This is a genomic window from Weissella confusa (assembly GCF_004766315.1).
GTDB lineage: Bacteria > Bacillota > Bacilli > Lactobacillales > Lactobacillaceae > Weissella > Weissella confusa_A.
This window is the reverse complement of record NZ_PVSN01000008.1, coordinates 1-14,567: the sequence shown is the minus strand read 5'-3', so window position 1 is coordinate 14,567 and position 14,567 is coordinate 1. Positions and strand designations below refer to the sequence as shown.

11 protein-coding genes, 1 tRNA gene and 3 pseudogenes are annotated in these 14,567 nt (G+C 42.7%); 3 read left to right on the top strand and 12 right to left on the bottom strand.

Annotated features, from left to right (window positions below):
- Nucleotides 1–5: 5 nt before the first annotated feature.
- From prfA to C6P11_RS01235, 9 genes are all read right to left on the bottom strand, one after another.
- Nucleotides 6–1,091 (bottom strand): peptide chain release factor 1, encoded by a 1,086-nt coding sequence (prfA, locus tag C6P11_RS01270; RefSeq protein WP_135518064.1) that lies wholly within the window; start codon nucleotides 1,089–1,091, stop codon nucleotides 6–8.
- A 31-nt stretch (nucleotides 1,092–1,122) separates the two neighbouring features.
- Nucleotides 1,123–1,722: a thymidine kinase gene (locus tag C6P11_RS01265; protein ID WP_004560341.1), complete on the bottom strand. Its 600-nt coding sequence runs from the start codon at nucleotides 1,720–1,722 to the stop codon at nucleotides 1,123–1,125.
- A 120-nt stretch (nucleotides 1,723–1,842) separates the two neighbouring features.
- Nucleotides 1,843–2,952 (bottom strand): hypothetical protein, encoded by a 1,110-nt coding sequence (locus C6P11_RS01260; RefSeq protein WP_135518063.1) that lies wholly within the window; start codon nucleotides 2,950–2,952, stop codon nucleotides 1,843–1,845.
- A gap of 73 nt (nucleotides 2,953–3,025) precedes the next feature.
- A complete protein-coding gene (locus C6P11_RS11360; RefSeq protein ID WP_280950174.1) occupies nucleotides 3,026–3,157 on the bottom strand; it encodes a hypothetical protein in 132 nt (43 codons plus the stop codon).
- Nucleotides 3,158–3,268: 111 nt separating this feature from the next.
- On the bottom strand, nucleotides 3,269–4,522 hold the full coding sequence (locus tag C6P11_RS01255) for an AbiH family protein (protein ID WP_167849505.1): 1,254 nt from the start codon (nucleotides 4,520–4,522) through the stop codon (nucleotides 3,269–3,271).
- A 278-nt stretch (nucleotides 4,523–4,800) separates the two neighbouring features.
- Nucleotides 4,801–5,511 (bottom strand): type 1 glutamine amidotransferase, encoded by a 711-nt coding sequence (locus tag C6P11_RS01250; RefSeq protein WP_004560343.1) that lies wholly within the window; start codon nucleotides 5,509–5,511, stop codon nucleotides 4,801–4,803.
- A gap of 5 nt (nucleotides 5,512–5,516) precedes the next feature.
- On the bottom strand, nucleotides 5,517–6,869 hold the full coding sequence (locus tag C6P11_RS01245) for a Mur ligase family protein (protein ID WP_004560344.1): 1,353 nt from the start codon (nucleotides 6,867–6,869) through the stop codon (nucleotides 5,517–5,519).
- Between the two features lie 190 nt (nucleotides 6,870–7,059).
- On the bottom strand, nucleotides 7,060–8,025 hold the full coding sequence (gene manA, locus C6P11_RS01240) for a mannose-6-phosphate isomerase, class I (RefSeq protein WP_135518061.1): 966 nt from the start codon (nucleotides 8,023–8,025) through the stop codon (nucleotides 7,060–7,062).
- Nucleotides 8,026–8,062: 37 nt separating this feature from the next.
- Entirely contained in the window at nucleotides 8,063–8,785 is a 723-nt protein-coding gene (locus tag C6P11_RS01235) for a MucBP domain-containing protein (protein WP_135518060.1), read from the bottom strand.
- A gap of 201 nt (nucleotides 8,786–8,986) precedes the next feature.
- On the opposite strand from C6P11_RS01235, the gene C6P11_RS01230 reads away from it, so the two are divergent.
- Nucleotides 8,987–9,058 (top strand) — tRNA-Asn (locus C6P11_RS01230).
- Between the two features lie 394 nt (nucleotides 9,059–9,452).
- Here C6P11_RS01230 and C6P11_RS11475 read toward each other — a convergent pair.
- Nucleotides 9,453–12,075: pseudogene (locus tag C6P11_RS11475) on the bottom strand (DEAD/DEAH box helicase family protein).
- Nucleotides 12,075–12,699, bottom strand: a pseudogene (locus tag C6P11_RS01220) (DNA methyltransferase); the annotation flags it as partial. The pseudogenes C6P11_RS01220 and C6P11_RS11475, both read right to left, overlap by 1 nt.
- On the opposite strand from C6P11_RS01220, the pseudogene C6P11_RS11470 reads away from it, so the two are divergent.
- Nucleotides 12,694–13,502 (top strand): annotated as a pseudogene (locus C6P11_RS11470) (ISL3 family transposase); the annotation flags it as partial. The pseudogenes C6P11_RS01220 and C6P11_RS11470 overlap by 6 nt on opposite strands.
- Nucleotides 13,503–13,701: 199 nt before the next feature.
- Here C6P11_RS11470 and C6P11_RS01205 read toward each other — a convergent pair.
- Nucleotides 13,702–14,007, bottom strand: a complete 306-nt coding sequence (locus C6P11_RS01205; RefSeq protein WP_135518057.1) for a hypothetical protein — start codon at nucleotides 14,005–14,007, stop codon at nucleotides 13,702–13,704.
- A gap of 349 nt (nucleotides 14,008–14,356) precedes the next feature.
- Between C6P11_RS01205 and C6P11_RS01200 the strand changes: the two genes are divergently transcribed.
- Nucleotides 14,357–14,567 (top strand): hypothetical protein (locus C6P11_RS01200; RefSeq protein ID WP_135518056.1); only part of this gene is annotated, 211 nt, incomplete at its 3' end.

Genomic DNA, 14,567 nt, shown 5'->3' with positions numbered 1-14,567 from the left:
GTGTCTTATCCTTGCTTCAATTCTTCCAACTTGGCCGTTTGATCAGCGATAATCAAGGCGTCGATAATGTCGCCCAATTCGCCGTTCATGATACGGTCCAACTTGTTCAATGACAAACCAATACGGTGGTCCGTCACACGGTTTTGTGGGTAGTTGTACGTACGGATACGCTCTGAACGATCACCAGTACCAACGGCCGTCTTACGTTGCTCAGCATACTCAGCTTCGTTTTGTGAAGCGTAGTAGTCGTAGACACGGGCCTTCAAAATTTCCATGGCCTTCGCACGGTTTTGTTGTTGTGAACGTTGGTCTTGCATGGCAACCACGATACCCGTAGGCAAGTGGGTCATACGAACGGCTGATGACGTCTTGTTAACGTGCTGTCCACCGGCACCTGATGAACGGTAAACATCGACACGCAAATCCTTGTCTTCGATTTCAATGTCGACATCTTCGTATTCAGGCATGACACCAACTGTCGCCGTTGACGTGTGAACACGACCAGCTGATTCCGTATCAGGCACACGTTGCACACGGTGCGCGCCGTTTTCGAACTTCAACTTTGAGTAAACGTTGTCACCAGTAATCATCAAAACGATTTCCTTGTAACCACCGATTTCAGTCTTGTTCTCGTCGATGACTTCAACGTTCCAGCCTTGCTTTTCAGCGTAGCGTGAGTACATGTCGTACAAGTCACCAGCGAACAAAGCAGCTTCGTCACCACCAGCAGCACCGTGGATTTCCATGATGATGTTCTTGTCGTCGTTAGGGTCCTTAGGCAAAAGCAAGATCTTCAACTTCTCTTCGATCTCTTCCTTCTCGCCCTTCAACTCCTTCAACTCTTCCTTGGCCATCTCTTCCAATTCAGCGTCGCCAAGACCTTCGTTCAACATCTCTTCGTTACCTTCGATGCCTTCTACGACTTCCTTGTAACGCTTGAACGTCTCAACCGTTTCACGCAAGCTACCTTCTTCCTTAGAAAGCGCCATGAAACGTTGTGTATCTGAAATGACATCAGGGTCAGAAATCAATTCGCTGATTTCATCATAACGGTCAACAACCGCTTGGACCTTCTCAAAAATCTCATCCATGTTGATTCAAATTCCTTTTCTTAAATATGTATTAGTTCTTTGCCATACGACGTGCAATAGCAGCCATATCAGGGTGGTTATAGTGGTAACGGCATACAGGCATGTAAGCTTCATCCCCACCAATTTGGACTTGAGCACCTTCATAAACCGGTTGCCCATCAGAAATACGCAAATTCATCGTTGCCTTGCGACCGCAGAATGAACAAAGCGTCTTCATTTCCTCGATCTTGTCAGCATAAATCAATAGCGCTTCTGAACCTGGGAACAAGTTATTGAAGGCATCGTTCTTCAAACCAAACGCCAGCACCGGAATGTTCAAGTCATCAACAACTTGCGTCAACTCAAGTACTTGCTCCTTAGTCATAAATTGCGCCTCGTCAATCAAGACCGCTGCGACATCGTCTTGTTGATCTTGAATCAACTTGAACAAGTCATCTGCATCGCTAATCGCCAACGCTGAACGTTGCATCCCGATACGTGACGCAATTTCACCAACCCCTGAACGGTTGTCTAAGGCACTCGTTAGTAGCAACACGTGACGTTGTTGCGTTTCATAGTTGTGAGCGACCTTCAAAATCTCAATACTTTTTCCACTCGCCATTGCACCATATCTAAAAAACAGTTGCGCCATGTGTTGCCACCTTCCTTCTGCCAAATTTAAAATTAGTTAGTTTAACACTCATTTAACAGTATAACGAAATTTCGCCTATAAAAAAAGAAGAGAACTCGCAACAGTTCCCTTCTTGAAATTTTAGTCAGCTAGATTCTTATAGTTCAAAATCTTCTTGTACATCGTCTTATACTCATCGTTCGTCATCGTGGCCTTGTATGGTGGGATGTAGAAAATCTTGGCGTGCTTATCAAGGTAGTCCATTGGGTTCGTCTTAGCAGAATCCATGGCCTTCTTCCACGTATCACGTGACACACCTTGCTTGTCGGCTTGCCAGTCGAGCACAAATGACGCCAATGCTCCGACATTGTATGTCTCGGCATATGCACCACTATCTAGGTAAGCCAAACGATTTTGCTTAAACAGCATGCGCACAGCGGCATCGTTTTGCTTCATTGTCTTCACCTTATCTGGATAACCAGCAAATAGTGATGAACGAATCTCGTAGTAGTACGCCGTTCCTTCCATACGATCGTCCTCAAAGGTTGCCTTGTAGTCCTTCTCATAGTTTTCCTGGTAGTAACGGTACGTTGCCAATGCTTGCGCCAATGACTTTTCAGACTTATTCGTATAAGCTGCCATCAATTGCTCTTGCAATTGCAAACGAATACGACGCGCATCAGTGTGCTTCATGAATTCATTTTGCTCTGCATTGTAGTGCTTCTTTGGTGACGCCCAACCTTCTTGCTCCGTTGCGTGGAACATTTCGTGCGCGTATGTGATAAACAAATCGTACGTTCCCAAGTGTGGGTAACGTACCAAACGCTTCGTGTCGTGCAACTCCTCATTCGTTACGGCCATGAACGCACCTGACTTACCGTGTGCATTAAATGCCATGAACCAACCTGATATTGGTTGTGGGTCAATGTCATAGCTAAGCGCTTCCTTTTTAGTCATGTCTGACACCTTACCAGTCGGCGTGACCATCCAAAACTTCTTATCGTCCACACCATTAACGATGGCATATTGATTAACATTCTTATTCTTTGGCCAAAGTGATGGCGCAATCTTGTGGTATGTCTTCACTTGATTGGCAAACGTCTTGTGAACATATGTGTCGACGTCCTTATCAGCACGCGCATTCGTAATCCCAAACTCAGTGCCAGCTGCATGCGCATGTGAGGTCATTAGCCCCAAGCCAGCAACCGCTGCAATTGCTCCCAAAACGATTGCTGATTTCTTGAACTCCATCGTACAGTCCCACCTTCAACTTTTTGTTTTTGATTAATACGATTAGTTTACAAAAAGTTTGCAGAATTGTCTTTTAATAAGTCTGCTTAATGCCAAATCGCTCTTTAATCTGAGCAGTCGTGTACGTTGGCTTGCCATTATTTTCTTTTTCTCGTAATGCTAGTTCCGCCATAAAGCGAGCAATATATTTTTCGCGTTGTGCCATGTTTTTCCTTTTGTTTTGGTGCATCGTCGTTTGCTCACCATTTGTTATTTATATTAATCTACTTATTCACTAGGAGGAATAAAAAAGCAGGCCTAGTTTTCAACTAGTAGCTCACTTAGAAATTTCTGCATTATCCGTAAATTCAATATCTCTAACAATGATTCGTCCTTCAAGTTGTAACTTATGTAACAAATTTCGACCATGCGCCTCATTATCCAAGGTCTGCCCATAGCGGTTAATTAACACACTTACTCGATTGAATGTCTCCATCTGCACCTCTTTCTTAGTGACGCCAGGATAAAGTGAGTAATAGAAAATCAACGTAACATCGCCACCGTACAGATTAGCCTCATCAAAAAGCGACATGAAGTATGAATAGTCCTGAACACCTAATGACTGTCCGTAGAATTTAAACACTTTAAAGTTCTGAGCGTCGAGTTTCACACGGTTTGGTGTAGCAAACATCAAAGTACGATAAGTCTTGCTAAACGGCAATAATTTAGTATCTAACATTTCATCAGTCTCACCCTTGTGAATATGGAAAGAATCAATACCAAATACAATGTCCCCTGCATCTAAGTTGCCGTGCACCGAGAGCGCATGACTACGTGGCGTATCATACGAACCAATTTTCCACGCTTTCATTGTGTAGTTAAAATTCATAACGTACGTCGACTGCTTGTCAGCACGTGGTGAGAGATCCACAAGCAATTCATTAAACTGTGCCTGAGCAGCTTTAACATATGTCTCTTGTTTGTCTTCAACTGCGCCATCCAAGTACTTTTTGAAATCAGCTTCGAACAAATGCAACTCATCTAGATAAATTGTGGTCACATGTCCAAAATCGTACTGCTTAAATTCATTCAAAGGCATACGGCTTGTACCCGACAAGAAAAAATCAAAGCCCGCCCGTTCAAACGCGTCAGAAAACACATTAGAATATCGTGAACCGACAATATTATAAATACGACTAGACAGTCTCCATATTTCTTCAGCTTCTTTTTCAGTTAAATTGTATGCGGAAGAAATTTTCTCTGCATTCAAAGCTGTCTCACTCGATCTGTCCACCCCAATTTGACGCAAACGAATGTACATCATAATTGAAGTTACAATCTTCTCATGTGTCGTCAGAAAAGCATACATCACATTTTCAACGTCTCGCCATGACGCATCATCCGATGAAAACGTATGATTTCTGCGCCAATGTGAAAAAACCTCATCCCAAACAGTATTTGAATACTCGCCCGCATTAATCATCCCCTGGCGAGAATCAAAAAAATCTTTAAATCCTGAAGCCAATCCCGCCGCCATGTCAAACCCATTTCCCAAAATAAGCAACTGCGGATTTGAAGTGTCCACCTGCATACATTCCACCTTCCCTACATCCATTCAACAAAATATAAGCTATGTATTTCATTTCAGATACACAACCCACTACTCCTTATTTTACTAAACAGTAAAATTATATCGCACGTCCATATTTTTTAGAGACCAATTAAAAGTCAACGTTACAGTACGCTGTTTACATGAGCTTGCGTTGCCCACAACCAAACTAACAAAAGGCCTTATTCACCAAAAATAAACAAGTACATTCTCATAAGAAAAAACACCCATCACAAGATGAGTGTTTAGAATTCTTATATTTAGAATGATTCAGGCTCAATGTTGGCCATCTTTTCTGCCCAGTTCACTTCAGGGTACTTGCGCTCCAATGCCGTTTGCAAAACGTGCAAAGCCAAGTTTCCGTTACGCGTGAAGATAGGTCCGTGGAAGTACGTACCGTAAACATTGCGGTAAACCAAACCTTCACCGCCGTCTTCACCGTTGTTTCCCTTACCTTGAAGAACCATACCCAAAGGACGCTCTCCTTCGCCTAGGAACGTACGTCCTTGGTGGTTTTCGAAACCGCGGTATTCGTTACCGTTAACTTCGTCCTTGATCAACACGTTACCGATGAAACGGCTGTGTTGTTGGTTCAACGTGTAGTGATCCATAACTGAGATACCCTCAACACGCGTACCATCAGCCATCAAGAAGTAGTGACCCAACAATTGGAAGCCACCGCAAACGCCCAACAAAGGTCCATCAGATTCGATGTAACGCTTGATGGCATCTGCCTTAAACTTCAAGTCTTCCGCAACGATTTGCTCTTCGTAGTCTTGACCACCACCGAACAAAACGAAGTCGTACTTCTTATCATCAAACTCATCGCCCAATGAAATCAATTGAACATCTACGTCGACACCGATTTGTGAAGCGTAATAACGCATCGCCACGATGTTTCCATAGTCACCGTAAGTGTTCATCAAATCACCGTACAAGTGTGCGGTGTGCAAAACGTATTCTGCTGCCATGTTCCTTATTCTCCCATACCAGTCTTGATGAAACCTTCTTGTGCCAATTGAGCACGCAATTGCAACATCGCAGTGTAGGTTGCCGCAATGTAAACACGCTCAGTAGGCATGCTGTCGATTGCTTTAACAATTTGCTTGAGGTCTTGGTAGACCGGAAGATCACCGTAACCAGCCATCTTCAAACGGACATACAAGTCCTTATAACGTTCACCACCAGTGACAATCTTTTGCATACCAGAATCTTGCAAAGACTCGAAATCAGTGTCCCAAATCCAGCTTGTGTCGATACCGTCAGCATAGTTGGCGTTCAACAAAGCAATCAATGAGAATGGTTGATCATCCGTCTTCATCATGTCGATAACTTGGTTCGCACCGACTGGGTTCTTAATCAAGACAATCGTTACTTCCTTGCCGTTCACCTTAACCGCTTCTTGGCGACCAAAGATTTGGGCATTTGATTCGAAGGCGTGGTGAATTTGTTCCGTAGAAACACCTAGGTAACGACCAACAGCATAAGCAGCCAAGGCGTTGTAGATGTTGTACATTCCACCAATTTCGATTTGGTACGTCTCACCATCGATATCAAAGTTTGAGAAACGTGGCGTCATCTCGTTAACCTTTGTTACAGCATAATCCAACTCTGGACGCTTGAAATCGTCGGTGACTGAGAAGTAGTCACCTTGGTTTCCGAACGTCATAAAGTGATAGTGTAGCACCGTATCGTCAGTTGGTGACAAAATACCGTCAGTATTGTGCGGTGCCTTCATGTCACCATCAGCTGGCAAGTGGTTGAAACCGAAGTAAACCTTTGGATTTGGCAAGTTACCACGCATAAAGATTGGTGAATCTGCGTTGGCGATAACCGTTGCCTCAGGGAACAAACGGATTCCCTTCAAAATCTTGTCGTAGGTCGTGTAAATTTCACCGAATCGGTCCAATTGGTCACGGAAGATGTTTGTCAAAACAAACGCCTTAGGCTTCAATTGACGTGCAACGGCTTCCACGTTAGCTTCATCAACTTCCAAAAGTGCGATTGGGCGTTGTGACTTATCGGTCACCTTGGCCGTCAACATCGTTCCCGTGATTCCTTGCATCATGTTTGAACCTGATGGGTTCGTGATAACGTCAGGGTACTTTTCACGCAAAACGCGGGTCGTCAAAGTTGTCGTCAACGTCTTTCCGTTAGTTCCTGTGATCAAAATAACGTCGTAGTGTTCTGCCAACGTCGTCATCACTTCAGGATCAATCTTCGTTGCCAACTTTCCTGGCAATGATGTACCGCCACGACGCAAAATGTCGTGCAATACCACGTATGAACTTTTACCAACAAAAGTTGCCAATGCACTCTTAAAGCTCATGTCGTCCTCCTACTGCATCGTTAAACGATGTTTATCTGTCAAATTAACTAACTTACAGTTTACCATTGTCCCGCATAAAAAGTTAGGGTAATAGGTAAACAAACGAAACTTAATAGTACGCAATTTTGGACTTGGTTTCAATAGGTGACGCAAATAACAAAAAAGACCGGATTATTCCGGTCTCGAAAATTTATTTAGATAGCGGTCCTGGCGTAGACGTAATCAAAGTCGCATTTCCTTGCAATGTCCAAGCCTCAATGTCGTTTGGCAAGATGAAACTCTTACCCTTTTCAAGGTGATAGGTCACCCCGAAAACAGTCATGTCGAGTTCACCGTCAATAACCGTTCCCAATAAATATGGATCACGTGCATCCAACGTTGCGCGTCCGTCCAACGTCCACTTGTAAACATTGAAGTATGGCGCTTCGACCAACGTCGTCACATTCAAGCCAGCGTATTGGGCTGACTTGCGTTCTGGCTGCTCAGGTACAAACGGTACCGTCGTCACATTCTTTGCGTCTTCTAAATGTAGCTCACGCAATTCGCCCGTCTTGGCATCAACACGGTCAAAATCGTACACACGATACGTTACGTCTGATGATTGTTGCGTTTCAAGCGCTAGCACACCAGCCCCCAAAGCGTGGAGTGTGCCAGCTGGCACGTAAAAGAAGTCGCCCGCCTTTACTGGTACCTTGCGCAACAAGTTATCCCAGTCACCCGCATCAACGGCAGCATCAAATTCTGCCTTCGTCTGCGCGTTGTGTCCGTAGTAAATCTCAGCACCCGGCTCCGCAGCCACAATGTACCAAGATTCCGTTTTCCCCAATTCGCCAGCATGCTCCCCAGCGTAGCTATCATCTGGGTGCACCTGTACTGACAAATCCTGGTGCGCATCCAACAACTTCACTAGCAGTGGAAACGGCTTGTCAGGATTCGTGTTACCGAACAGTTGTGGTTCCTCACGCCACAATTCAGCCACCGTCTTCCCAGCGAATCGACCATTTTCACAGAACACATTCCCATTCTTGTGTCCCGAAATTAACCAAGCTTCACCCGTGGTCTCTGATGGAATATCAAAGCCAAAAACGTCACGTAGCGCAGTGCCACCCCACATCTTTTCGTGCAATGCTGGTTGCAAAATCAATGGTTCAGTCATAATAAATCTCCCCCGAAATGTACATGAAACTATCTATTTAGTTGTTGAAGTGTAGGTAAATACCTGACAACCAACCGTGTTGTGCCACGTGGTACCAAACGACACCAGATGGATCATCCACGCGCTCTGTGATATCCACCACAGCGCCGTGAATCACACGACCGATTTCACGTCCGTATGGTTGTGCATACACTGCCACATCCCCACCTGGCAGGTAATCAATCGTCGCACGGGCAACAAATGGCTTAGGTGCCCACGTTGTTGGTCGGTTCCATTCAGAAACCGGCTTCGTCACGCGACCGTCGGTATCCGTTAGCTTCATCGTTTGCATGTCATAAGCCACCCAACGTGAATCGGCTAGTTGATACCAGAACTTACCATCGCGTGTCGCAACACGTTCCACGACCTTCATGTATGAATCCGCCCAAAGCTTTTGGCCAAGCGGCGTCGTTGATTCAATTTCATCAACCGGTTGCACGCTATCTAGCATGTGCAAGTACTTATCATGGATTTTTTCAGTTTCTGCAATAGCATCACGGCGGTAATAGAACGTTACCGTGTGCATCGTCTTCTCATCAAACGTTCCCGTTAGAGTTCCTTCTGATGAAACAAAGCGATATCCTGCAACATCCGCTGGATCAAGTGAGAAATGCTCCCCAACCGTCCCCTCAATCAAGCGAGATGGCGCAATAGATGCTTTTGAATCAGCATCCTTGCTGTATACCCAAACGGGCATGCCTTGTAATTCAAAGTCAGCCATCTTTGCTGCCTCCTAGTTGTAGTTTCTTATGTCTATTCTAACAGGAAAACCATGTAACCGCCTACATGACTGTCCTTGCTTAACGTTTTGTTTAGGTGTCAAAATTGTTCATAAACGAATATTAAATTATTCTCATTTAACTTGTTGACTTCTCATAAACCATCCAGTATATTATAAACATACCTTAGCAAAAGGAATAAATGCTCTGTAGTTCAGCGGTAGAATAACTCACTGTTAATGAGGAGGTCGCTGGTTCGATCCCAGCCAGAGCAGTCATAGAAAACCTGAAACCCTGTCACACCAAGGCTTAACGCCTGTGTGATGGGGTTTTTAGCACCAACTCCCCCACTTACTCCCCCCTTTTTCTTGGCACCGATTGGCACCAATTGGCATCAAACTGGGGGAGTAAAAGGGGAAGTAAAATTTAATACGAGCAGCCAACTCTATCAGCCCCTCTACATACCCATTGTAGCAGGGGCTTTTTGTTTTGTTATGGGGATGAAATTCGTTGCCTATACAAAAAGTCGGTCAGATGCAACATATGCCTTTCTGACGGATTTTTAATATTGATTACTAATCGCCGATTTGGATTTGTATACTCAAAAGATTATTTCCACTTATTCAAACTACTTCTAAAGCGTGTAGTCACATTTATATAGACTTCCGTTTATATTGATTCACTAAGCATACCCGCTATGTCTTTTCGAACTTGACGTTCATCACCTGCAACATAAAATTTAACACCATACAACTTAACTTAATCATTTTCGCCAATCACATCGACACTTTCAGGCGAAATACTCGTTAACAAGTCCTCTTTCCATTGGTCTTGAGCCAGCAATTGGGTACCCTTGGGTTCAATATAAATCTGATAAATGTACGACTCATTGGCCAAATACAAGACAAAGTCAGGTAAGAAACCAGCATAGTGAGAGACATCTCCAGCAAATTCATGCAATTTTAGCTTAGTATTACGCTCATCACTCCGGATGAGATAAACGTCTTTGTACTTGTTTTGTAGCTCTTCAACATATCCTTGAACCAGTTCGATTAAACTGCGTTCCAATTTATCAACAATAGCCTCGTTATAGACAAACCAAGGTGCCTTTTTATAGTCATAGATTTGAATTAACTCATGAACCCCCAGCATCAGAATAGTTAACGGGGACACGCTTCTGATAATCCTGAACGGCATCTTTAATTGGCAACCCAATAAACTTATTGGTTCCGCGTTGGCGCTTATAGTTCATGATTAACATGCGCTGAATATAGGCTAGATATTTTTCAACGACTAATAGCTGTGTTTCTCGACTAAGCACTGCATCTGAACCCATCGATACCGTTGCTTGGATTTCTTTTATTTGCCCCAACCACTGTGCCTCATACATAAACTCCGAGATAGAATTTAGAGTCGGCATATATTTTTTCATGGTGTTGAATCTGAAGAAAGGATTCCGTGCCATTGCTTTTTTGACGAGGGCATCATCAATCTTCACCAGTCGTGTCTCATTCATACCAGCAACATTTTGTGTATCAAAGGCAGTTGCTTCTAGGGCTGCCGTCTCAATATTGACGGTAAGCAGTTCCGCAACGGGAACACCGTATTTTGCCAACCCATTGTATTCACTCTCAGGGACATCTTCGACGTCATTGTAATACAGCTTGCCATATTGATAGACATCAGACCGCTTAAATGACGCTTTAACTGTCGTGGTTAAAATATCAAAGTCTTTATCATCTTCAACTTGAAGCTGCATTGCTTCAAATGATTTCGTTAAATTATCAATATATTTTTTATCGTTAATCGTGTGATAGTGTAAGGACTCTAATATCTGTAATTCTGGCGTGCTATGGTCAAACCGTCGCGTAAACGATGTTGCCCCCTCATAGACAAAGGGATTGTAGCGCGCACCACGACCAATTAATTGCGCCTCACTATTGGTTTGTGTTGACGTAATGGGTTGCTCCCCAATTCGGACAATATCATATAAATTTAAGACATCCCAACCTTCAGAAAGCTTAGCAACGGCGAAAATAGCTCTAAAGGGATTACTTGGTTCCTCTAAAGTATTTAAATTACGTAAATCATTTAAGTCACCTAAAATCCCATTGCTACTCGTATCATTAACATTAATAGTATTCATTGGTTGAAAATCACGTTGCAATTCACGGACCAAGATACCCATATCAATTGTTTGATAATAAGTATAGGCTTGGCGCAAAGTAGATGATTGCGTGGTTTGGCGTTGCTTTGCAATAAATTGCGCCAGATCTTCAGTCGTTAATTGATCCAGCAACGTCAAAAATTGATAACGCGCCGCTTTTGAAACGTCAATTTTATTTGATTTAAATAAAATAACTGGCTTAAAATCTCGTACACCCACCTGGATCGCCATGCGCTTACGATATTGTGATAACAACACCGCATTCAGCATCTTCTCGTTATCATCAGCATTGGCTTGCAACCGAGCGATTTTCTTTTAATACCCGGCATTTTGAAACTCTTTTAAATCATATTGAAAAATGACCTTATCCCGATATTTTTCGTAAATAGACTCATTATTTAAATCAATCGTAGCCGTGAATTCTAACTGTCGATTATCTTTATTAGCTTGTCGAATACGATCTAAGACATATTCCCACGCTTTATTTTTTTGATCTGCTTTGCTCTTTGTGCCGGCAGAAAAATGATGCGCTTCATCAGCTAGAATAATCAACTTCTGTTTCTCTAAATCACCATAAGTTAAACCATTTTCGCGTGGTGTATTTAATTCATTTGCTAAAGTTTGGATTGTTGTTAGCCGCAAGTAAATCACGCCTGGTTCACTGTTTGTTGGAAAGCGGGTGACTTCTCGCAATTCAATCGGAGTACCATCAATATTGAGTAGTTGTGAAAAGAGGTACTTTGGTGACTGAACATTCAGCATGTTTTCACGGGTTTTAGCAATCACCGCGTTTGTATTAACGACAAATAGAAAATTTTGATAGCCAAATTCATGGTAAAAATACAGCATATCAGCTGCCATCACATCAGTCTTTCCTGAACCAGTGGCCATATGGAATAACAACTGATTAAAGCGACTGGCAACATTGGCATCCTTTTGCGTGTAATTCAAGTTGTATAGTGATTGCTTTTGATAATCACGTAACTGGTGTTTGAGATTGTGCTTAATGTAGTCTGGATAAACAAAAGCGTGTCTGGGTTCGTCGTTTTTCAAAAAGTCACTCGTATAGTCATTAATCTCATGAATAATTGGTAAGACAAGTTCTCGTGCTTTCTTTTTGGCCATTACAGATCACGCTCCCCATAAAAGCTCTTATTGAACGCAATATCACTATCAGACATCAGCTCTTGTACATTATGATCGTCCATATCACTGTACGCATAATACAACTGATTCTTATCAATGACCTTGACTATCAGCTGCTTTTTATCAGCCAATGCCATGGCTTGGTATTCAAGATCTTGCAGGACTTTTTCAACATCAACTCGGAAATCAAAATCAGCGCCGCCTTCAATCATGCGATGAACAACATCTTCTAATTGCTTCGTTGTTTCGGCCTGTTGGACATCTTTGAGATAACCTTGATTCTTTTCCATCAATTCAGCATAGACAAATGATCCGCCACCTTGCCAATTAACATCTTTAGAAATCCCACCTTGTTCGCCCGCAATCACCTTTTTTGAGGCGTTCAACAGACACCGTTTTAATATAATCCATCTGTTCAATCCCAATAAAGCGACGGTTCATCTTCATGGCGACTGCTTGAGTTGTCGCAGATCCCATAAAGAAATCAAGTACTATGTCTGATTCGTTAGAACCAATAGTCAAAATGCGTTGTAATAGACGTTCGGGTTTTGGTGTTCCGAATGCACTGGTCCCATCAAATAATCTTGACATCAGCGCCTGAGCATGATTTTAATCGATTCGGTTGACCACCGCATTCTAGATGTCATGAAGGATCGCGGTGCTGGTCAGCTCCGCGCCTATTTCAATAAATACAGCCCAGCAGCTCGAGCTGCTGTTAAAACCATAACGGTAGACTTATTTACTCCTTACCGAGCCATGATTAAGGATTTGTTTCCAAACGCAAACATCGTGGCTGATAGATTTCACGTTGTAACTCAAGCATACCGTGAACTCAACAAGGTTCGAATCAGCGTTATGCAGCAATTCGGATCAGATAGAAAAGAGTATCGCCAACTAAAGCGGTTCTGGAAACTACTTATGAAGCGCGAAACTGCACTTGATTACACGACCCGCAAAAATCGAATCAATTTTAACCATCCTATTTAACTGATAAAGAAGTTATCGACCGTCTACTGGCGCTCTCTGATGAACTGCGTGACGCATACGCTTTCTACCAAGGGATTCTTTACGCCATCGAAACTCGTGATGAAACTGAACTCAAGTCTGTTCTATACCCCACAAAAAATGATGCCCAATACCGCTCATTGCCAAAGGCAATGAAGAAGGCTCGTCGCACTATCCGCAAGCACTTCGACGAAATAATAAACAGCTTTATCTACGAATTCTCAAATGTGCCAATTGAAGGTTCAAACAATAAAATCAAAGCAATTAAGCGCACGGCATACGGCTTCCGTAGTTTCAAAAACTTCCGTCTACGTATTCTTATCTCATTCAAGAATAGTTTCTACTCAATGAACTATAAGCAAAAGGCAGCTGATTTCAACAATGTGAAGTCAGCTGCCTAAGCAAGGTTCAAAATATTAAATTTTACCGGTCATCAGTACCATTTGACTTTGAACCACAAAACACCCTGAAATCACGCCGTTTTAAGCTGAAATCCAGGTTTTGAAAAATTTTCGGAGTCCGGCACCTCTCGGTGCCGAAAAAACCTGTCCATAATCTTGACATCAGCGCTATTTTTCATCTTGGCGTTGTATTGTTTTATTACTTCACCGAATCCAGGTAATCCCCAAACGCCTGAGAAAAGCTAAACAACTGGTCACCAGTAACGTTCAGCTGAATCCAAGATTGATCGCTGACGTCAATATTCTGTGACATCAACTCTTCGGATAGTCGCTTATCTACCCACTTTTGATACTGGGATAACGTCTTAAATTTGTCTCTTTCAGCAATGAACATACCAACAAATCCAAATTCAACGTCACCGTCCTGCATCATTGTCTTAGCATTCAACTGAATTAGTCGTATTTGGTCCAAGGTGGCCAACACATTCACCACCGTGTTCCGCACATATTCGCTTCTAGATACGTCGTGTCCGTTCCTTTGATTGCGATTGTAGTTACATCATTGGCCGACATTCGAACATTCATGACCTTATCTAGAATAATAATCACCGCTTCTTGTTTATATATACATTATACGTCAACTTGTACATACAACGGACATTAATTACTTTATTAGTACTTTAATCCCGGATTATTCATCAAGACAAACAAAAACCCGCTGAAACGGCAAGTTAATACCGTTTCAGCGGGTTTTGCGCTTTCACCCGTTGGGTGAAAACCATAGGAGCTCTTTTTTATGATATTTTGTTAGTGAAAAACAAACCAAATACTCAAAAATTGGAGCGTCTAAAATTATGACTCAAAAAGTATTACATAGCAACCCTTTAGTTGTAGTTTCAGACAATGGGGCACCAATTACCTCGGATGGTGGCAACGTTCTGCTTAGTATGTTTCTGAATTCACCTGTAGTTTCCAGGCTCTTTAATAACGTTGAATTCAACGATAATCGCAAAAATCCACGCTATGCTAAGGTAGAATTGTTATTGCAAATGCTCATTCAAGTTA

Bases quoted from the DNA above. Each gene is read 5' to 3' on its own strand.
- prfA (WP_135518064.1), bottom strand. From the start codon at position 1,091: ATGGATGAGATTTTTGAGAAGGTCCAAGCGGTTGTTGACCGTTATGAT.
- C6P11_RS01265 (WP_004560341.1), bottom strand. From the start codon at position 1,722: ATGGCGCAACTGTTTTTTAGATATGGTGCAATGGCGAGTGGAAAAAGT.
- C6P11_RS01260 (WP_135518063.1), bottom strand. From the start codon at position 2,952: ATGGAGTTCAAGAAATCAGCAATCGTTTTGGGAGCAATTGCAGCGGTT.
- C6P11_RS11360 (WP_280950174.1), bottom strand. From the start codon at position 3,157: ATGGCACAACGCGAAAAATATATTGCTCGCTTTATGGCGGAACTAGCA.
- C6P11_RS01255 (WP_167849505.1), bottom strand. From the start codon at position 4,522: ATGCAGGTGGACACTTCAAATCCGCAGTTGCTTATTTTGGGAAATGGG.
- C6P11_RS01250 (WP_004560343.1), bottom strand. From the start codon at position 5,511: ATGGCAGCAGAATACGTTTTGCACACCGCACACTTGTACGGTGATTTG.
- C6P11_RS01245 (WP_004560344.1), bottom strand. From the start codon at position 6,869: ATGAGCTTTAAGAGTGCATTGGCAACTTTTGTTGGTAAAAGTTCATAC.
- manA (WP_135518061.1), bottom strand. From the start codon at position 8,025: ATGACTGAACCATTGATTTTGCAACCAGCATTGCACGAAAAGATGTGG.
- C6P11_RS01235 (WP_135518060.1), bottom strand. From the start codon at position 8,785: ATGGCTGACTTTGAATTACAAGGCATGCCCGTTTGGGTATACAGCAAG.